Source organism: Leptospira weilii (genome assembly GCF_006874765.1).
Classification (GTDB): domain Bacteria; phylum Spirochaetota; class Leptospiria; order Leptospirales; family Leptospiraceae; genus Leptospira; species Leptospira weilii.
Genome location: NZ_CP040840.1, coordinates 1842501 through 1862500, shown reverse-complemented (window position 1 = coordinate 1862500; position 20000 = coordinate 1842501). Strand labels below are relative to the sequence as shown.

Here is a 20000-nt window from a genome sequence, read left to right as displayed (position 1 = left end):
TTCTCCGAAAACCCGAATCAAATCGTCATAGATTCTTTGAAAACCGGAGTTCGTGATGATAAGCTCGCCCACGTTGTTCATCAACTGATCCAGCTTATCAGAGGATACTTTAATACTTTTTAATGTGACCCTGGACTCGGACGCGGCCATGTCGTCTTCAATTTTGAAATTTGCGGCGACCGCCTCCTGAACGATTGGAACGTATTCCTGAACGTCCAAAGATTCCACCATATCCACGTTAGCCGCAGTTCGAATTTGTTCGAAAGACTCGGAGGAAATGAACAACAAAACGACGGAAGTCACGTCCAACCCTCCCTTGTCCAATTCTTCCAAATCGGGAACGGACTTAAACACAACTCCCAAATTCTTCAGATTTTGAAGAATCAAGGAAAAACGGAGTCCTTTCATCGGAGAATCTTTTCCAAGAGTCACCGAAATTTTCCAACACTTACCGGATTTACGGATTTCTTCTTCGAGTTCCCTCACCTCCTCCGCTTCGAGGTGAATTTCCAACCCACCCGGTCGAGACGGAGTTTCCGCCGGTTTCGATGTGGACCCGACTTTCTCCGATTTAGGAGCAGGAGCCGAAGCAGGCGGGGCATCACTTGCAACACCCGAAAAAGAAGAAGGATCTTTCTCGTAGGTATCCAGTTTTTGAATCATATCCGTAAACGGGGTATCGATTTTATTTCCTTCCGCCACGCTTCGAATCACGTATTTGATTAGGTCAAAACACTGAAAGAGAAGGTTGACAAGCGGAAGTTTGACTTGCAGTTTGCCGTCCCTCGTCAACTGAAGAAGATTTTCCATCTTATGAGCAAGATCGGAAAGGTTGTATAAGCCTACAAAGGCCGCAGAACTTTTTAAGGAATGAGCGGCGCGAAAGATATCGTTGATGATCGAAAGGTTTTTATGATCGGCTTCCAGTCTGAGAAGATTAATGTTCAATTCTTCTATCTGATCTTCCGATTCCTCCAAGAATAATTCGGTATATTCCCCCAGAATTCCAGCCATTAGATCGCCTCCCGTTCAAAGTTAATCAGGACGGATAAGTTTAGATTGAGTATCAACGTTTCGTCCGCCTGGCTGACTGATTCTATCAAGGAACTATAATTGAGAGTAAGATCGTCGGTGGTATTAGTATTGATTTTGTCGTATTGGATCTTCACCACTTGTCTCACCGTATCCACTAGGATCCCCGCACGCTTTTCATCCTGCACAACGACGATAATCCTTGTAGACGGAATGATGTCGCTATAACCGATTCCGAAAACCTGCTTCAAATCTATTATCGGAATGATTTCTCCCCTAAGATTGATCACCCCCAGAATATAATCGCCTCCGTTCGGGATTCTTGTGATTGGAACCGGTTTTAAAATCTCATGAATCTTCAGAATATCGATTCCGAAAATTTCCTCGTTCACGTTAAAAGTTAAATATTCCTTCTGAGACTCCGTAGTCTTATCCGCTTCCAAGGATTCAAGGTAATGTCTACTATCGAATGAGGCCATGATTGTTACCTAACGGTTCTCCATAAAAAATCCAGAATCAATCTATGAAACAGATTGCAATTTGTTTTTCAAGAACAATCGAAAGAAAGAATTTTTTAAATCTAAAAAATTCTTACACTTTTTCCAAAGTGAACTCTTTTTTCGATAAAACCAAAGTTACATGCTCTTATACATAGATTACCGACCACGCGTCTTTGTTCTACTAAGAACTGATATCGCTCAACGCCGAAAAATTAAATTTCGAAAACCGGGACCCGTATTCGTTACCTGTTTTGCAAACCCGGCGCTTCACTCTCCGGTACCGAATAAAATTCCAGTCGAATCAGTGGCCCACAAGTCGTATCGTCAGACTTTCCACTTCCACTTTCTAAGCGTCAGATGAACTTAGTGTTATTATCCAATATCGGCCTACCGGAGAAGTACTACCTGAGTTTCTTTGCGGTCGAATCCAACAACGTGAGTAGCCGATCCGATATACTATCAAATAGACAATATTTTAGCGTTTTTTCAGACGATTTGATAGTTTTTTTTCTCTGTAATGACTCGACCTACTCTTATGTCGTGATCTTCTTTTGCAAAACTCGCAGGGAAAAGTTCCTCGTAAGTAAGTCCGATCAACTTATTCGAATCCACCGCACAAAGGGTTCTGTCATAAAAACCACCTCCGCGTCCGAGACGATAACCAAACTCATCATAACCTAAGGCGGGCACGATAATCCATTCGGCTTCGTTAGGATTCAAGATCTTTGCTCCCTTGGGCTCCAAAACATCAAACGGACCGTTTTCCCAAGTTTCCGGAAGAATGAACTCCAATTTCTGATTCATAATCTTTGGGAAATAAATTTCCCTCCCCGAATCGGTCCAACCCAAAACTTTCGGATCGATCTTCACTTCCCACTTATCGGGAACGTAGGCGATGATCTTTCGCGCATCGGCCGTAATTTTTTTCAAAAATCCAAGAATAACCAGATCTTTTTTTTTCCTTTCTTCCAAAAGGGTAAGTAAAGTTCGAAGTGCGTTTCTAGACTGAAGTTTCAACGAGATTGCTAAACGGATTTAATTTTGAATAAAAGAAAAATCAAAGATCCCCAATGATTCCTTCTTCCAACATCGTAATTAGTTTACGAGTTTTCTCTTCTATCTCTCCGGTTCCCATAGAAACAGACGGGAATTTCTCTTTGATTTCTTTCAATTGTTGCAATTCATCCGCAAAGTTAAGTGCGGCTAAGATGGCGAGTTTTTGTCTTGAAGCCCCAGGCATTCCGGTTCCGAGCTCTCTCAGTTTACGATCCACTTCGTCCGCAAGGGAATAGATATAATCCCCTCCCGCTTCGCTGAGAATCGTATACTCTTCTCCGAGAATCCTGACTTTTACCCTGTGAAGGTCCATTGGAATCAACTCAAGGTTTGGGTTTAGGCTCATCCTCGATAATTAGAAAATCATCGTCTTCGTCGGCGTCAAATACGTTGATTACATCCTCATCGTCTTCGATGATAATATCGTCATCGTCATCTACGGTCAATTCTTCTGCGGTTTCCTCTTCGTCCGAAACTTCGACGTTGTCTTCGTCTTTTTCAGTAACTTCGGTAATGATGGAAATATCGTCGTCGTCTTCATCAAGAAGAATGATCTCATCGTCCTCGCCAAATTCATCTTCCACGGAAAGACTTTCTTTGACTGTGTCTACATTAGATGCGGTCGGTGTTGGAGAAGAAGACGCTGAAAACGCCGTCGGCCCACCACTTGTAGGCAGAGAATCCAATCTTCCCAAAAGTTGGTTGATCTTGTCTTCCAGTTTTCGTTCTCTTTCTTTGAGATCGTTCAGTTCATTCGTTGTTTTTTGCAGTTGATCGCGGAGAGTGGAAAGCTCTTTTTCCTTCTCTTCCATTGCCAGTTTCATCTGGTCGTTTTCCGCTCTCAGAGTTTCGTTTTCGGATTCTAAGCGACCATTTTCAGCTCTGAGATCACCGATCAATTCGAGGGCTTTTATGACCTTGCTTTCTAATTCTTCAATGGTCTCCATAGTGAGCATACTTGATTCCCCCTTAAAAAACGTTCTCGGAAAACGAAAAAGACCCCGCAAATACAGGGCCGTTCGACTGGTAGTCGGATTGTTTATCCGGCTACTTTGATTTTTTCAATCAGGGCGTTAAATACTTCCCGATCGTTGAAAGCCAGCTCTGCCAGAGATTTACGATCCATGTTGATCCCTAATTTCTTAAGAGAATTCATGAATACGGAATAAGACAAACCATTTTCTCTGGCGGCGGCGTTAATTCTAATAATCCAAAGTTTACGAAAATCCCTTTTCTTCGCTCTACGGTCACGGTAGGCCCACTGGCCCGCTTTCATTACCGCACTTTTTGCCGTTCTGTAAAGTTTAGAGCGGGCTCCGCGAAATCCTTTCGCGTCTTTTAGAACTCTTCTTCTTCTATTTTTGTGGATTGTTCCATTGACAGCTCTCGGCATTATCTTACTCCATAAGGCATTAATCTGACGATAGATTTCCAGTCAGAATTGTTGACCAAGGTCAAACCACGGAGGCGTCTCCTTCTTTTCGGTCCCTTCTTGGTCAAGATGTGACGGGTATTCATACTCTTACGTTTGATTTTGTTGTTCTTTGTGAACTTAAAACGCTTTGCGGCGGCTCTGTTCGTTTTCAACTTTGGCATCTTATCTACCTTTAGGTCCTATTTCCGGAAGTTATTTCGGATTAATGATTACTACGATCTGTTTTCCGTCTTGAATCGGATCTCTTTCCGCGGAGCCGTGTTCTTTCAAGTCCTCGATCATTCTATAAACGACTTTCATTCCGAGGTCGGAATGCATCATCTCCCTACCACGAAACCGGAGACTTATTTTAACTTTATCACCTTTTCCCAGAAACTCCTGTGCGTGTTTCTTTTTGATTTCGTAATCGTGACTTTCAATTCTAGGGCGAATCTTAATTTCCTTAACATTGATTACGTGTTGTTTTTTCTTAGCTTCCTTATTCTTTTTAAGTAGCTCAAATTTATATTTTCCGTAGTCGATGATCTTGCAAACGTGCAATTCCTGATCCGCCGATACTTCAACGAGATCCAGGTTTTCCTCTTTTGCTTTTCTGAGAGCTTCTTCAAAAGATACGATCGCCACTCCATCATCCGACACTAAACGAACCCTGGAAACGCCTGTAATTTTCTCATTGATCCTATGATTAAAAAGCTTGTCCGTTGCTGATTTTTGACTCGGTTTCCTCTGCATTCATTCTCCGGCTAGATTTCCAAGATTTTATCCTTAAGTGTGTTTTCAAGCGATTTTTGGCTCGATTTCGTCAGAACCTGGCTTTATTTCAAGCGGATTTTCAGCGTAATAGAATTCCGGTTCCAATTCTCGAAGATTTGTGAAAGAATTCATTCGGGGTGGATTACGATACAATACGATGCTTCACCTAACGAACTTCGATCGACTCTAAAATTTTAGAAACGATTTCCTCGGGTGTAGGATAGCACGGATTCATCCGGAGTAAATCCGTAGGTAGCAACGCTTTGGTTTCTTATTCGCCCAATTTTTCTTACACCGAACTCATGTTATTTTACAGTTTCGAACCGCAAATTCAAAACGAACATTCGGTTTTGAACAAAATCCTATTAGAAAATTTTAAAGTCCTTCCAAGAGAATCTATTTCGCGATCCTTAGAGAGTAAAATTGAGTTCGATTCCACCCTGAAGTTCCGGTTTGTTTCGCAAAAAGCGTTTCGGAAAGATCAATTCGTCTAACCTGTCGCTTTGATTTCGTCCTGAAGATTGGAGATAAATCCGCTCCGGGTCAGAGTTTTCGTGTCTTCTTGACCGAGTTTTCGTACCGCGAGAGTTCCGGATTCCATTTCTTTTTCGCCCAATACCAAAAGATAATTCGCCTTTTTCAAAATAGAATCCCGAATCTTCGCGCCGATCTTTTCGTTTCTAGTGTCCATTTCCACGCGGAACCCGGCGGCGACTAACTCGCGATAAACGTCCTTCGCGTAGTCGGCGACCTTTTCGGTCACGGTGAGAATTCTCACCTGGTTGGGAGAAACCCACAACGGAAATTTTCCCTCGTAGTGTTCGATTAGAATTCCAATGAACCGTTCGAGCGATCCGTAGATCGCCCTGTGAATCATGACCGGTCTTTTTTTCCGACCGTCGCTGTCGGTGTAATCCAACTCGAAACGTTCCGGCATGGAGAAATCGACCTGGATCGTTCCGCACTGCCAAAGTCTTCCGATGGAATCCTTGATGTTGAATTCTATCTTCGGGCCGTAGAACGCGCCCTCTCCTTCTTTGATTCCGTAGGGAATTCCTTTTTTTTCGAGAGATTGTTTTAAGGTTTCCGTTGCGAACTCCCAATCCTCGTCCTTTCCTTGGGATTTTTCCGGACGGGTCGCGATGAACGTTTTGAATTCGGAAAATCCGAATTTCTTATATACGGTAAACGTAAAGTCGATGATGTCCATCACCTCGGATTCGAGATGATCCAACGGCGCGTAGATATGAGAATCATCCTGAGTGAACGCTCTCACGCGGAACAATCCGTGAAGAACTCCGTGCAACTCGTGACGATGTACGCTTCCGAATTCGGCGAATCGAAGAGGCAGTTCGCGATAGGAATGCAAGTGATGTTTGTAGATCAAGGAACATCCGGGACAGTTCATCGGCTTGAGTGCGTAATCCTCTTCGTCTATGTCCGTGAAATACATGTTCTCGTGAAAGTTATCCCAGTGACCCGACTTCTTCCAAAGCTCGGAAGAAAGAACGGCCGGAGTTTTGATTTCCTGATATCCGCGTTTGTTACACTCGGAGCGAAGATAATCCGCGAGTGAATTCCAAAGGATCGTTCCTTTCGGATGCCAGAACGGAAATCCCGGTCCTTCTTTTTGAAAGGAGAATAGATCCATTTCTTTTCCGATCTTTCTATGATCTCTTTTCTTCGCTTCTTCGATTTGAAAGAGATACGCATCCAATTCTTTTTTAGACGGGAACGCGACTCCGTAGATACGAGTGAGCATCGCGTTGTCTTTGTTCGCTTTCCAATACGCTCCCGAGATCGCGGTTAGTTTAAAAGATTTTAATACTCCCGAATTCGGAACGTGAGGTCCTCGACAAAGATCGAACCATTCCCCCATTCCATAAATCGAAACGTCTTCGCTCGGAATTCCTCCGATAATTTCGATCTTGTATTTTTCTCCGAGTTTTTGGAAGGTTTCGATCGCTTCTTTTTTCGGAACGACCTTTCTCCAAACGCGATAATCCGCCTTTACGATCTTCTCCATTTCCGCTTCGATCTTCGGAAAATCTTCGGGAGTTACGATCTCACCTTGAAAGTCGATGTCGTAATAAAAAAATCCGGGACCGTTTTCAATGACCGGACCCACGGTAAGATTTGCGTTCTTGTATAAATTCTGAACCGCCATTCCGAGCAAGTGCGCCGCGGAGTGTTGGAACGTTTCCCATCCCGCTCTTTCGGAATAGGTCAATACTTCCAAGTTTGCATCGGCGTCCACCGTTCGGGATAAGTCCCGGATATCCGCGCCGTCGAGACGTACAGCGAGAGCCTTGTTTTTTAAGAAGGGTAATTCTTTTTCGATAAAGTCGCGGTAAGTGGAACCTTGTGCGACTTCCTTTACGGATTTGTCCGGCAGTGTCAGCTGATACATATTCACAACTTATCCTAAGATTCTATTTTTTTCCGTTAGAAAGAATTCGGCTATAAACTCAAAACATTGCAACAATTGATCTCGAAACCAAAAATCGGTCGGTTCTCGAAAACGACTCACCAAATTCAAATTCTATTTTAGGAGTGAAATTTGTTTTCCCTTTCCATTCGCAAAAATCGTACGGATTTTTCAATCGATTTGTATTGGCCGGAGAAAAACCCGGCGACTCAAATCACACCATTCCTCTTTGCCGGAATTTTGTCCGCTTTTTACCTTTCGTTTAGTGTTGACTCTAGTCGCCGCCTCATCATCTTTGCAGAAGATGAAAGCGTTTCTGGTTCTCGACAACGGCACGATTCTAGAAGGAGAATCCTTCGGCTACGAAACGGAATCCGTCGGAGAAGTCGTCTTCAATACTTCCATGGCGGGTTATCAGGAAATTCTCACCGACCCTTCCTACTGCAATCAAATCATAACGTTAACCTACCCGATGATCGGAAACTACGGAATCCATCCGAACAACATGGAATCCTCGAAAATCCAAGCGAGCGGACTGATCGTTAAAGAATACGTGGATCGTCCTTCGAACTTTCTTTCCCAAAAGACGCTTTCCGAATTTTTAAAAGAATATAAGATTCCCGCGATTCAAGGAATCGATACGCGCAAACTGACTCGTTATATCCGAACCAACGGTTCTCCGAACGGAGGAATCTTTGTGGCTCCGGAATATTCTCCCCGATTTCTGGAAAAGGTGAAGTCCTTTCCGGGAATCATCAACGCCGATCTTGCAAAGGTCGTAACGACCGCTTCGAAATACATCTTCGGAACTCATACCGGAAAAAAATTCAAACTCGCGGTGTACGACTACGGAGTTAAGACGAACATTCTCCGTTTGTTGGACGCGTGCGGTTTTGCGGTAACGGTGTATCCCGCTCTGACTCCCGCCGAAGAAATCATGAAAGAAGGAACGGACGCATTCTTTCTTTCCAACGGTCCCGGAGATCCGGCTCCGCTCGATTACGCGATCGATGCGACGCGCAAGATTATGGAGAAGGGTTATCCTCTTTTCGGAATCTGTCTCGGTCATCAAATCATCGGTTTGTCCTTAGGCAAAAAAACCGAAAAGATGAAGTTCGGTCATCGAGGCGGTAACCAACCGGTTAAGAATTTATCCACCGGACAAGTGGAGATCACTTCGCAAAACCACGGTTTTGCGGTGATCGACGATCAAAAATCGGACGAGCCCGTTTCGTTTGTAAACTTGAACGACGACACCGTGGAAGGGATTTTGAAATCCGGTTATCCTTTGCTGACCGTTCAATATCATCCGGAAAGCGCGCCCGGCCCGAACGATTCCCGTTATCTATTTCAAAAATTTTACGATCTCGTTGAGTCCGCAAAAAGAGGGTTATAATCGATGGCAGAATTTCCGCAACTTCCCGATCAAATTTTAGGTCTTCCCGTTGGAAAAGATTTTTCCATGGAAGCCCTCGTCAAAGACGTTTGGAATCCAGAAACGGACGACCTTTTTCCTCCTAAGAATTTTCTCGGAATCGGCTACGGCGTAAACTTTTACGCGATCGCCAGAAAAACCGGATTGCTTTGAACAACAATAAAAGAGCGAGCTTGTCGGAGTTCCGACAAGCTTTAAGGAAAAAATCCTTCTTAAGAAAATTATAATTTTATAATACATGGATCCCGTCGAAACTCAGCATAACCTCATCGGATGCGCGTTAGGTACTTCATTACATCGCTATGAGTAAGTAGGATACGTTCAAACCGATTTTTAAAAAGATCGAACTTACGGCAGATTGCTGAAAATCAGCTATTCTCTTTCAGTCGTATATCTTTTGAAATGTTCCTCGATTGTCGGAATCAACGCTTTTAAATGTTGGTTGACGTTTATCAGTTCGTATGTTTCTTTTTTTAAGGAAACGTCGAAAACAGTTCCTTTTCGAATGACCATGACGTTTGGAAATCCTACGTTTTTCAGTCGATACAACATTCTTGAGATCCAGACGCTTGGAAAGCCGGATTTCGGATCCCTTCCTTTCAAGTATAGGATATTTACGTCGCCCAAAAGCGGAATCAACTCTTTTCGAATTTGTGGCTCACTGGATTCTCTGGAGGTATAACAGAAAAATTTTTGACCTTCGTTCTCTAACAGGAAATTCTCATATTCGTTTTCAAGTTTCTTGTTTTTGTAAAAATCTATTTTTAAAATCAAAAATAGACCCAAAATCAAAAAGGGAAATGTGAGGACGATAGAAATCGGAATCATCACGAGAGTGACCGTACCAATCAAAATCCGTCGGAATACGATTCGAATCTTTTCTAAACTGGAACTTCCCATAACGTTATCCGCACGTGTTGTATTGTATGTAAAGTCCTAACCACTATTTCCTGATCCCTAACGAACTAAAAAGTAGGATCTCCCACTTTTTTTCGATCCAATTTTTATTGAATGAATAGAATTCTTCTTTTCGAACACGTTTCCTTTTTGAAAAATCGAACCTATGCAACCAAGAATCAATATCATCCACTCAGCGTAAAACGGTCTTTCCAAAGAGGAAGTGGATCAGGTGATCGCAAAAGCGGAAAGAGCCGGAGCCAAAATCGGAAAACGACCTCAAGACGTTTTTTGGGGAGGTTATTTCGAGGATCCGGAAGGTTATTATTGGGAAGTCGCTTGGAATCCCGGTTTTTATCCGGGGCCAAAATCGGAAAATTAAAGGGAAGTGGATCTATGCGATTTTTGAAAATTATAATTTACTCATGTTTTATTTTTTTGTATGGAATTCAATTCAATTTATTTGCAACGAAATTGAACACAAGCATCCCCTCCTATGCAGGAGACTTTGAATCTGATTCGGTTGTTCAGGACCCGTATTCGCAATATGGAACTCCGACAAATCCTAATGTCTCAGCGTCTGTAATGATGGAACTTATATGGGTGGTGGCAAAGCTCTTTGAAAGGCCCTACGCCGCTTTAGTTGGGGATAAATACGGATATATAGATAAGACCGGAAAATTTATAATTCCATCTCAATTTGATAACGCACATTCCTTTTCGGAGGGTCTTGCGGCCGTTCAGATTGGGAAAAAATGGGGGTTTATAGACAAGACCGGAAATTTTGTAATTCCACCTCGATTTTATTATGCAGAGTCTTTTTCAGAGGGTCTTGCGGCCGTTCAGATTTGTGAAGAAGGGAGCGATAACGGATGCTGGAAATGGAAATACGGGTACATAGACAAAACCGGAAATTTTGTAATTCCACCTCAATTTTATAACGCTGATTCTTTTTCAGAGGGTCTTGCGGCGATTGATTTTTGTGAAACGGGACCAGAGCACGAATGTAGATACGGATATATAGACAAGACCGGAAATTTTGTAATTCAACCTCAATTTAAAAACGCCTATTCTTTTTCAGAAGGCCTTGCTTCCGTTCAGATTGGAGAAAAATGGGGAATTGTAAATAAGAAGGGAGACATTGTTATTCGACCTCGATTTGAGGATGCAATTTTCTTTTCAGAGGGACTTGCTTCTGTTCAGACTGGAAAAACATGGGAATGGAAAAATGGGTACATGGACAAAACCGAAAACATCGTAATTCCATCTCAATTTGATAACGCACATTCCTTTTCGGAGGGACTTGCGGCCGTTAAGATTGGAGAACAATGGGGGTATATAAATCGATTGGGAAAATTGGTAATCCAACCTAAATTTGATTATGTATATTCTTTTTCAAAGGGCCTTGCACGTGTTTCTATACATGGGCAATATGGGTTTATAGACAAAACCGGAAATTTTGTAATTCAGCCTCAATTTTATAATGCCTATTCTTTTTCAGGGGGTCTTGCGGCCGTTAAGATTTGTGTAGAAAGAGAGCCGGAACAGGGATGTTTGAAATTAAAATACGGATATATAGACAAGACCGGAAATGTTGCAATTCCACCTCAATTTGAAATAGCGTCGCATTTTTCGGAAGGGCTGGCACTTGCAGTGCGTAACAAAATATGGATAGCGATCCAACGGAATGACAGAGATCGACGATGTCAGGATTTGCCCCCAAATTTGTGTCAATGAAGTCCCTTAAAAGGAATCTAATTTCAATCAATCGCCGAAAACAATGGTGAACCGGTTTAGGGCTTTTCCTTAATCTTGAATCGATTCAAAAATAAGGAACAATATGAATCCGGTTTTATTTTTGGAGCATGGATCCCCTCTCGTAACTCCTTCGGACTTCACTCGAAGTTTGGAGGAATTCGGAAGTAAACTTGGCGGTGTGGAAAATATTCTCGTGCTGTCCGCACATTGGAAAACAAGACGGAACGTATGTGACCGTTTCCGATCTGGACTCCTGGTTCGGCGAAGAAGCCTTGAAATTGGCGTCTCGATTTGACAATCGAAACGGAAACGATTCCTATATGAAAAACCTCGGAAACCTAAAAGCTCTCCACGAATTGGAGCAAAAACAAGAAAATCATTCGCAGGAAAATAGTCGGGGAATCTAACGCGCGTTTGTCGAATTAAAAAACGCAAATAGAATTCAATTTTACTAATATCCTTTTTGTTTTATCGGAACAAAAGAAACCGTAAAATCGGAGAATTTAGTCTTTTGAATCAGATCCCGCTTTTTACGTTCCAACTTCTCTATATCCAAGGAAACATTGTGTTGTTTTACGAGCAGATGTCTTCTCTCCCGTTTGGGAATTTTATCCTCTTCGAACAATTTCTCATATTTCTGAAGAAATTCGCGATCGATCTCCAATCGTTTTGCATATTCCTCGAAAAGATCGGTAACATCCTGGATCGTTTCGTCACTTTTCTCGACCAGTTCGAGATTTCGCAGCTCGATCAGAAAATGATCCTGACTTGCGAACGGAATCTTGAACTTGATATTGGCGTTCGTACTTTTCGAAATAAAACCCCGATAGTTATGAACGAGGTTTTGGATTCGATCCCGAGACTTGGAAACTTTTTCCGATTCCACCACCACTTTGAGCGAATGCGCGTAGAACCGTTTAGCTAAGTGAGAATGATCCGTATCGGTTGTAGGTCCTGCAAAAATGATTCCGGTCGAAAAAAGAAATAGAATCCAATAATACGAACCGAACAACATTCGAGTCAGCATAAGACAATTCTACGTTTCGTCAATCTCACTTTTAAAGTTTTGCCTTCGGATCAATGAAAATGAAAAAGCCCGAGATAAAAATCCGAGCTTTTCATAAAATTGTGTTTCCGGTTCTTCGTTTAACAAAATCGGGAACGACCGCGATTTTGCGTTCAGATCGATCGAAGGAATCCACCAAGAGAATCATCTTTCCGTTTTTCGGATATATTCCGAGACCAATCTGATTTTATATTCTTCGTTTGGATCGACGCTCAAAATCTGGTGGAACGTATCGCAATCCAAGCCGGAATCCGAAATGAATCGTTCAAAAAGCGCATGTCTTTGTTTCAAAAATGGCAATAACCCATGTGTAAAAGCATCTTTTTTCGATAAGTTTAAAGAATTCCATTCTCATTCATATTCGCTTTCTCTTTCCTTCAGAGTCGTTTACAAATTTCGAATTCTGCGAGATGATCCGAACTTATTACTTGGACGCATGAAAAAAATACTATAATAAGTTTGTTTCAAAATTTAGAATGTTTAGATCTTCTTCAAAAAAAGCCAACAATTCTGGATTCGGCGCAATCTTGTAAGCGCTTCTATATCTTTGCAAAAACCGTTCGTTAATTTTTGGTGCCATTTTCATGCGTTCGAGTAGTATGTGTTTTCGGATCGAGAACATCGGAAGAATGGTACAACCGGTCGGTCCGTAGTCGTAAGATTTCCCAATCGATAAATCGAAATCCGATATCATTTGGAGTCCATGCTTTTTGTCCCGGAAAAAAGACGATTCTAAAATTCCGAAGTCAGCCAAGTTCCGACGCGGCCAAAACCGAGACTCGCGTTTATCAATTCTTCGTTTCCCTTCAAAGATAAAAACAAAGGAGAAATGGGATGAACTTCCGTAGAACACGATCGGAATTCCGTCCACAAAAAGTTTCGTGCGCATATAAGGAACTTTTTTAGGAAAAAAATAATTCGGAAGAACATAAGGAAGCCCCTACAAAAAAAAGAATTCGAACAAAATCGTATCTTTTTCGAAAAAGAAAAAACGCGAACGGCAAAAAGGATAGAACCGCCTGTTAAAACTTGAACGAACCGATCAATGTGAAATAAGGATCGCCCGGCAAACGAGTGCGCCAAACAGAGAATCAAAGTGTAGATCCCATACGATGATTCTAAAGATGAAAATCGAAACTCTCATTTAAAAAGAAATTTTCGAACCCGAGTCAGGCGTTCCTTACTCGGATTCAAATCTACGGATCTTTCTTGTTCCTCTTCCCGAATCAAATCGTAAAGAACCCGATATGCCTGCTCTCCGTCGTAAGAAATCAGTAAAAGATCCGTGCCGGCGCGAAGACTATCCGACGCCGCTTTCGAAATTCCTCCCTTCCGATAAAAAACCGGAAACATGTTCAGATCGTCGGTGATTAGAATCACTTCGGAAGAAATTTTTTCCCTCACATAACGTCTGATCACCGCTTCGGAAACGGAGACCGGATTTTCGGGATCGACCCCTTTCCAGATCGAATGCGAAAGCATAAACGCAAGTAACGGAAATTTTTCCACGTTCTTTCGAAACGGAATCAAATCGGTTTGCTCCGATTCGGAAACCGATTTCGTTATGAACCCGGAAAAAAAATGTGTGTCTTCTCGAACCGAAGCGATTCCGGGAAAATGTTTCAACGTAGGTAAGATTCCGTTTTGTAAAAGAATTTCGGAAGCGATCCCTACCGCTTCCGAGGCAATCTCCGGATTTTCGGAGACCGCGCGAGAACTGATCTTACTAAAAAAATCCAGAGAATTGGAATGTTCCTTTTTTAAATCCGCAACCGGCGCGAAATTAAGATTCAAACCGATATCACTTAACGTCTCGCTTGCGATTCTCAGCTCTTTACGAATCTCCGCCTTATCCGAAATAAAAGTCGAACTTCCCTTATACAACTCTCCCAAACCTTTCGGTCTCGGCAAAGGAGGAGACAAACGCGAAACGGGGCCGCCCTCCTGATCGGAAGCGATGATCGCCGGAGGAAAACCTATATTTTTCCTTACAATCTGAATCCTTTCGATTTTCGCTCGCAAACCGTTCGTATCGAGATCGGTTACATTATGCGCCGTTATGAAAAAACCCGCAAAGGGAATCCGGAGCAATTCGGAAAGTTGTTCGTCGTTTCTGTAACCGACGAGAACGTGTTCGGCGTATTTGGCGAGAATGATTCGATCCGCGCCCGATACGAAACGTTTACTTCCCTGAAAGTCCGTTTCCAAATAAGAATATACGAATATACTTAAAAGAGGAATCACAGAAAAAAAGAAGTGAAGCCGACGCATCGTTCTACTCAATGAAACGATTTTTAAAGCGGGAAGAAATAGTAAAAGATGCGTTAACGTCAAAGCGGAAACGATCCAAGGGACAATGTCCCGAATCTTGAGTAGGATCGGATCCTTTGCGAAAAAAGTCAGAATTAAACCTACAACTTGAATCGAAAAATTGATCAATAAGAGAAATACAACAATAAGACGCATTCAAAACTCCCCTGAGTTCGATTCGAAGACGGGCATTTTCATTTCGTAAAATCGAAACCGTCTTTTGCTAAGAAAATAAAAAAGCCCGATGAACTCGAGCTTTTTCGGAATCGGACGGAGCGTCTTTGTTTTATATTAGAATATCCTTAAGTTCTAAAACAAAGACTCGATCTTAATTTCCTTTTACCTACCCTTGAAACGCCTCCAGAACGAGCTGATCCTGTTCCTGTAAGTGCAGTTTCATATGACCTGCGGCAGGGCTCGGCGACTCGTGTCTTCCCGCATACGTAAGTCTTATGTTTGCGGGAATCATATCTTCGATTCTTTCCCGAACAAAGAACCAAGCTCCTTGGTTCTTAGGCTCCTCCTGACACCAAACGAACTGTTTTGCGTTTTTGAAGGTTTTGAGAACGTTTTCAATTTCTTTCTCAGGGAACGGATAAATCTGTTCCACACGAACGAGCGCCACGTTCTTAACCTTATTCTCATCACGGTATTTCATTAAATCATAATATACTTTACCTGCGGAGAAGATCACCTTTTCGATTTTGTCAGATTTGGAACCGCTGTCGTCCACAAGAATCTCTCTAAACGCGCCCTGAAGAATGTCTTCTACGGGAGAAAGAGAAGCCGGAAATCTCAGCAAACTTTTCGGAGTTACGATCACGAGAGGTTTGCGGTAATTTCTAAGCATCTGCCTTCTTAAAAGATGAAAATACTGAGCCGCGGTCGTGAGGTTACAAACCTGCATATTGTTGAGCGCACAGAGTTGTAAAAATCTTTCCAATCTCGCGGAAGAATGTTCCGGTCCCTGACCTTCGTAACCGTGAGGAAGAAGCATCGTAAGTCCTGAAAGTCTTTGCCACTTCACTTCGGAACTGGAAATGAACTGATCGAAGATCACCTGCGCGCTGTTCGCAAAGTCTCCGAACTGAGCTTCCCATATCACGAGTGCGTTCGGATCCGAAAGAGAATATCCGTATTCAAAGCCCAAAACCGAAAATTCGGAAAGTGAGGAATTGATGATCTCCGCCTTAGCCTGCTTCGGAGAGATATGATTGAGAGGAATGTATTTCTCGTTCGTATTCGTGTCTACTAGAACCGCATGACGGTGAGAGAACGTTCCTCTCTGAGAATCCTGACCGGAAAGCCGAATTCTAAACCCGCTTTCCAAGATCGATCCAAACGAAAGCGCTTCTGCAAATCCCCAATCTACGGGAATTTTTCCTTCCGCCATTTCCTTTCTACTTTGAAGAAGTTTTACGAGTTTGGAATTCGGAGTAAAACCTTGAGGAACGCCGGTTAACGCCTGAACGATTCCATGCATCTGCTCGGCAAGAAGTTTTGTAGCGGGTTCCGAATCCAAAGACATCTTAGAAAACTTGGACCAAACACCCTGCATGGTATCGACACGAATCTTAACGTCCTGCTCTTTGGCTCTTTGGAAAGAATCTTCCAGTCCGTGCATCGATCCGTTTTTGATAAAGTCGATGTCTTCCTGTTGGATATCGCCTTCTTCCACGAGTCTTTTCTCGTAGAGTTTCACCGTAGGGGGATGATTTTTAATCGTAGCGTACATTTTAGGCTGCGTAAAAGCAGGTTCGTCGGTTTCATTGTGACCGAGTCTTCTGTAACAAACTAAATCGATGATAAAATCTTTTTTGAATTTTTGACGGTATTCCATCCCGAGTTTAACAACTCGGTAAACCGCTTCCGGATCGTCTCCGTTTACGTGGATGATTGGGATTTGAAATCCTTTTGCAAGATCGGTTGCATACAACGTGGATCTGGATTCGTCGGGAAGTGTCGTAAATCCGATCTGGTTGTTGACCACGATGTGAAAGGTTCCGCCCGTAGTATAACCTTCGAGATTCATCAGATTGAGAGTTTCCGCTACCACACCCTGACCCGCAAACGCTGCGTCCCCGTGAATCAGAATCGGCATGTATTTCGCGCGATCCTTATCTCCGATAAGTTCCTGACGAGCGCGAACGGATCCTGTTACGACAGGGCCCACACATTCCAAGTGACTCGGATTGAACGCGAGAGAAAGTTTGACCTCTTTCCCCGCGGTAGTCATTCTACTGTTGGAATATCCCAAGTGATACTTAACGTCCGCATAACTCAGGTTATCCTTATCGGTCTTCTCTTCGAATTCGGCAAAGATGAGTGACGCGGGTTTTTCGATGATGTTTACGAGAACGTTCAGTCGTCCTCTGTGCGCCATTCCGATCACAAGTCCGTCCATCTTATGATGACCCGCCTCTTCCACGATCGTATCAAGAAGAGGAATGAAGGATTCTCCCCCTTCGAGTGAGAATCTTTTTTTACCGACGTATTTTTTCGCAAGAAACGTTTCGAAGTAATCCGCTTGGAATAACTTTTCGAACAGTCTGAGTTTGATGCTCTTAGGCAGAGGAGCTAAGAATTCCGGAGACTCCATCCTTTTTTGAAGCCATTCTCTTTCCACATCGTCGACTAAGTAAAAGTGCTCCGCTCCGATCGTATTGCAGTAAACTTTCTCATAAAGATCCACGATCTCAGCAAGCTTCACTCTTCCGAGAGTATCGCTATCCACGACCGTTTCTAAATCTGCGGGAGAAATACTATGCAGTTTGGAATCGATGAATGTACGATTCGGCTTTTGAATTCCGAGAGGGTCTAATTTTGCCGCAAGATGCCCTTGTCTTCTGTATGCGTTGAGAAGGTTGATGATCCCCATCTCTCGGATGGAACCGGCCCGAGCATCGGTAAAAGAAGTCGCCACAGCGGACTTTCCGTTTCCGTTCGTATATCCGCTTCCGTTTGTAAGACCATTGGTGTCCACTTCTTGAAAGAAGGATTTCCATTCTTTGTCCACTGTTTCGGGATTGAGTTTGTACTGATTATAAAGTTCTTCCAGGAGAACTCCGTTCTCTCCATAAAGCGCCATGAGTTTTTCGATCTTCATTACTTAAAACCTGCCTGATTCACGCGTGAATCGCCCACTTATCCACCGCCATTGCCGCTTCTTTGATCACTTCCGACAAAGTCGGATGCGCATGGAAACTCCTCGCTATATCTTCCGCGGAAGCCCCAAATTCCATCGCAACCGCCAATTCCGCCACCATATCCGAAGCCCTCGGCCCGAATATAAAAGCTCCTAAAAGCTTATCCGTTTTTTTATCCGCTAATATTTTGACTTGTCCTTCGGCTTCGTTCATCGCTTTTGAGCGCGCATTTGGACGAAAGAGCGATTTTCCGGTTTTATATTCGATTTTCGCCGCTTTCAATTCTTCCTCGCCTTTTCCTACCCAAGCCATTTCCGGCCAAGTATATATGACGTAAGGAACCGCGTCGTAATTGACATGTCCCGATTGTCCCGCTAAAAGCTCGGCCAGAGCCACACCTTCTTCTTCCGCTTTGTGCGCAAGCATCGGTCCGTCGATCGCATCCCCAATCGCATAGATTCCCGGAACGGATGTTTGAAAATGTCCGTCCACTTGGATTCGTTTACGAGATGTTAATACGACACCCGCTTCTTCCAATCCCACGCCTTCAAGGAAGGGCCTGCGTCCGACCGCGACGAGAACTACATCCGCTTCCAATTCTTTGAGCTGCCCCTTAGAATCCTCGATTTGAACCTTGACTCCGTTTTTTGCCGTAGTCGCCCCCTTGACCTTGTGCTCGAATAAGAACTCCATGCCTTGCGCGGTCAAAGAACGTTCTAGCAACGCGCCCATTTGACGGTCCACGTTGGAAATCAGTCCGGGTAAGAACTCCACGACCGTAACCGCGGTTCCAAGCCTTGCCCAAACCGATCCGAGTTCAAGCCCGATCACTCCGGCCCCGATGATGATCATCTTTTTAGGAATTTTACGAATGTCGATCGCGTGATCGGAAGTGATGATGTTTTTTCCATCCACGGTCAAACCGGGAATGTCGATCGGAACCGATCCAGTTGCGACTACGATATGTTTTGCGTTGATGATTTCTTTGTTTCCGTCGCTCGATGCGACTTCCACTTTACCCGCGGATAAGACCTTTCCAAAACCTTGGTAACGTTTGATCTTATTTTTGCCTATTAAGAAGTCGACCCCGTCGGTGACTTCCTTTACGATCTGATCCTTTCGGTTCATGAGTTTGCCGAGATCTACTTCGACTTTTCCGACGGTAATCCCGTGAACTTCGAGTTTGTGCAGAGCTTTGTGATATTCTTCGGATGAGTCCAAAAGAGCTTTGGAGGGAATACAACCCACATTGAGACAGGTGCCTCCGAGGGTTTTTCTTTTTTCAATGATTGCGGTTTTAAAACCGAGTTGAGCGGACCGGATGGCGCAAACGTAGCCCCCCGGTCCCGCACCGATCACGACTACGTCAAATTCTGCTGACATGCTTCCTCTTTCATTAAAGTTCGAGTAAAAGTCGGGTCGGATCTTCGATCGCTTCCTTGACCTTTACGAGGAACGTAACCGCTTCTTTCCCGTCTACGATTCTGTGGTCGTAGGAAAGTGCGAGATACATCATCGGACGGATCACGATTTGATCGTTTACCACCACCGCACGCTTTACTATATTATGAAGTCCTAAAATTCCGCTCTGAGGAGGGTTTAAAATCGGAGTGGACATCATGGAGCCGTAGATTCCCCCGTTGGAAATCGTAAACGTTCCGCCCTCCATCTCCGAAAGTTCGATTTTTCCGTCCTTAACTCGGTTGGCAAGTCTTACAATCTCTTGCTCCACTCCCGCAAAGCTCAAAAGATCCGCGTCTCTTACGATCGGAACCACAAGTCCCTTAGGTCCTCCGACAGCGACCCCGATATCATAAAAGTTCTTATATACGACGTCGTTTCCCCGAATTTCCGCGTTGATCGCGGGAATCGTTTTGAGCGCGTGGATGGCCGCTTTCGTAAAAAAACTCATAAATCCAAGGCCCACGTTATGCGCCTCTTTAAAGCGATCCTTATAACGATTCTTTAGCTCCATTACGGCGCTCATATCCACTTCGTTAAAGGTCGTTAAAATAGCTGCGTTGTGTTGCGCCGATACGAGACGTTCCGCGATCACTTTGCGTAGACGAGTCATAGGAACCGCGTTTTCTCTCGGAAGATCCGTTCTTCTCGCGACAGGAACCGCTTTTGGAATTTCCGGAGAAGGAGCCGTTTTAACCGCAGCGGATGCCGTCGCTACGGAAG

The 20000-nt window shown here is 43.6% G+C and carries 19 protein-coding genes and 2 pseudogenes (2 of these 21 cut by a window edge); 5 read left to right on the top strand and 16 right to left on the bottom strand.

Translation table 11 applies throughout. The features are described 5' to 3' along the window. From FHG67_RS08755 to thrS, 9 genes are all read right to left on the bottom strand, one after another. Window positions 1-1014: the start of a chemotaxis protein CheW gene (locus tag FHG67_RS08755; RefSeq protein WP_004499087.1), read on the bottom strand. 2202 nt of this gene lie to the left of the window's left edge; the window shows 1014 of its 3216 coding nt (coding positions 1-1014); its start codon is at window positions 1012-1014; its stop codon lies beyond the left edge, outside the window. Further along, a complete protein-coding gene (locus FHG67_RS08750) occupies window positions 1014-1511 on the bottom strand; it encodes a chemotaxis protein CheW (RefSeq protein WP_002632013.1) in 498 nt (165 codons plus the stop codon). The genes FHG67_RS08755 and FHG67_RS08750 overlap by 1 nt, the downstream gene beginning before the upstream one ends. A gap of 507 nt (window positions 1512-2018) precedes the next feature. Further along, window positions 2019-2549, bottom strand: a complete 531-nt coding sequence (locus tag FHG67_RS08745) for a 5-formyltetrahydrofolate cyclo-ligase (protein WP_004499016.1) — start codon at window positions 2547-2549, stop codon at window positions 2019-2021. A gap of 40 nt (window positions 2550-2589) precedes the next feature. After that, window positions 2590-2901 (bottom strand): cell division protein ZapA, encoded by a 312-nt coding sequence (locus FHG67_RS08740; RefSeq protein WP_036058801.1) that lies wholly within the window; start codon window positions 2899-2901, stop codon window positions 2590-2592. A gap of 10 nt (window positions 2902-2911) precedes the next feature. Next, window positions 2912-3544, bottom strand: a complete 633-nt coding sequence (locus FHG67_RS08735) for a coiled-coil domain-containing protein (RefSeq protein ID WP_004499079.1) — start codon at window positions 3542-3544, stop codon at window positions 2912-2914. An 83-nt stretch (window positions 3545-3627) separates the two neighbouring features. Continuing rightward, entirely contained in the window at window positions 3628-3981 is a 354-nt protein-coding gene (rplT, locus tag FHG67_RS08730) for a 50S ribosomal protein L20 (protein WP_002631958.1), read from the bottom strand. Next, window positions 3981-4184: a 50S ribosomal protein L35 gene (gene rpmI / locus FHG67_RS08725; protein WP_002765180.1), complete on the bottom strand. Its 204-nt coding sequence runs from the start codon at window positions 4182-4184 to the stop codon at window positions 3981-3983. Before rpmI ends, rplT begins: the two co-directional genes overlap by 1 nt. Before the next feature lie 31 nt (window positions 4185-4215). Then, window positions 4216-4755 (bottom strand): translation initiation factor IF-3, encoded by a 540-nt coding sequence (infC, locus tag FHG67_RS08720; protein WP_004497628.1) that lies wholly within the window; start codon window positions 4753-4755, stop codon window positions 4216-4218. A 511-nt stretch (window positions 4756-5266) separates the two neighbouring features. Continuing rightward, complete coding sequence (gene thrS, locus FHG67_RS08710; RefSeq protein ID WP_004499075.1) at window positions 5267-7186, bottom strand: threonine--tRNA ligase; 1920 nt, start codon at window positions 7184-7186, stop codon at window positions 5267-5269. Window positions 7187-7508: 322 nt separating this feature from the next. Between thrS and carA the strand changes: the two genes are divergently transcribed. Then, on the top strand, window positions 7509-8600 hold the full coding sequence (gene carA / locus FHG67_RS08705) for a glutamine-hydrolyzing carbamoyl-phosphate synthase small subunit (protein WP_004497610.1): 1092 nt from the start codon (window positions 7509-7511) through the stop codon (window positions 8598-8600). 3 nt (window positions 8601-8603) lie between these two features. Next, on the top strand, window positions 8604-8792 hold the full coding sequence (locus FHG67_RS08700; RefSeq protein ID WP_002631993.1) for a hypothetical protein: 189 nt from the start codon (window positions 8604-8606) through the stop codon (window positions 8790-8792). Window positions 8793-9011: 219 nt separating this feature from the next. On the opposite strand, the gene FHG67_RS08695 is transcribed toward FHG67_RS08700, so the two are convergent. Beyond that, entirely contained in the window at window positions 9012-9539 is a 528-nt protein-coding gene (locus tag FHG67_RS08695; protein ID WP_061218210.1) for a hypothetical protein, read from the bottom strand. Between the two features lie 199 nt (window positions 9540-9738). Here FHG67_RS08695 and FHG67_RS08690 point away from each other — a divergent pair. The 3 genes and pseudogenes from FHG67_RS08690 to FHG67_RS22335 all read left to right on the top strand — a co-directional run. Further along, window positions 9739-9918: pseudogene (locus FHG67_RS08690) on the top strand (VOC family protein); the annotation flags it as partial. Between the two features lie 92 nt (window positions 9919-10010). Beyond that, window positions 10011-11273, top strand: coding sequence for a WG repeat-containing protein (locus FHG67_RS08685; protein WP_244947485.1), 1263 nt, complete (start codon window positions 10011-10013; stop codon window positions 11271-11273). Window positions 11274-11376: 103 nt separating this feature from the next. Further along, window positions 11377-11539: pseudogene (locus FHG67_RS22335) on the top strand (4,5-DOPA-extradiol-dioxygenase); the annotation flags it as partial. Between the two features lie 206 nt (window positions 11540-11745). Here FHG67_RS22335 and FHG67_RS08675 read toward each other — a convergent pair. From FHG67_RS08675 to odhB, 6 genes are all read right to left on the bottom strand, one after another. Then, window positions 11746-12321 (bottom strand): DUF4349 domain-containing protein, encoded by a 576-nt coding sequence (locus FHG67_RS08675; protein ID WP_002622929.1) that lies wholly within the window; start codon window positions 12319-12321, stop codon window positions 11746-11748. A 183-nt stretch (window positions 12322-12504) separates the two neighbouring features. Next, complete coding sequence (locus FHG67_RS21735; RefSeq protein ID WP_004497674.1) at window positions 12505-12651, bottom strand: hypothetical protein; 147 nt, start codon at window positions 12649-12651, stop codon at window positions 12505-12507. An 849-nt stretch (window positions 12652-13500) separates the two neighbouring features. Then, window positions 13501-14826 (bottom strand): glycoside hydrolase family 3 N-terminal domain-containing protein, encoded by a 1326-nt coding sequence (locus FHG67_RS08665; RefSeq protein ID WP_002622939.1) that lies wholly within the window; start codon window positions 14824-14826, stop codon window positions 13501-13503. A gap of 187 nt (window positions 14827-15013) precedes the next feature. Further along, complete coding sequence (locus FHG67_RS08660; RefSeq protein WP_026054354.1) at window positions 15014-17776, bottom strand: 2-oxoglutarate dehydrogenase E1 component; 2763 nt, start codon at window positions 17774-17776, stop codon at window positions 15014-15016. Window positions 17777-17795: 19 nt separating this feature from the next. After that, window positions 17796-19199, bottom strand: coding sequence for a dihydrolipoyl dehydrogenase (gene lpdA / locus FHG67_RS08655; protein ID WP_004497622.1), 1404 nt, complete (start codon window positions 19197-19199; stop codon window positions 17796-17798). A gap of 13 nt (window positions 19200-19212) precedes the next feature. Continuing rightward, window positions 19213-20000, bottom strand: the 3' portion of a protein-coding gene (odhB, locus tag FHG67_RS08650; protein ID WP_004499066.1) for a 2-oxoglutarate dehydrogenase complex dihydrolipoyllysine-residue succinyltransferase. Its footprint extends 442 nt past the window's final position; only the last 788 of its 1230 coding nucleotides appear in the window; its start codon lies off the right edge, out of view — the gene reads right to left on this strand; it ends in the stop codon at window positions 19213-19215.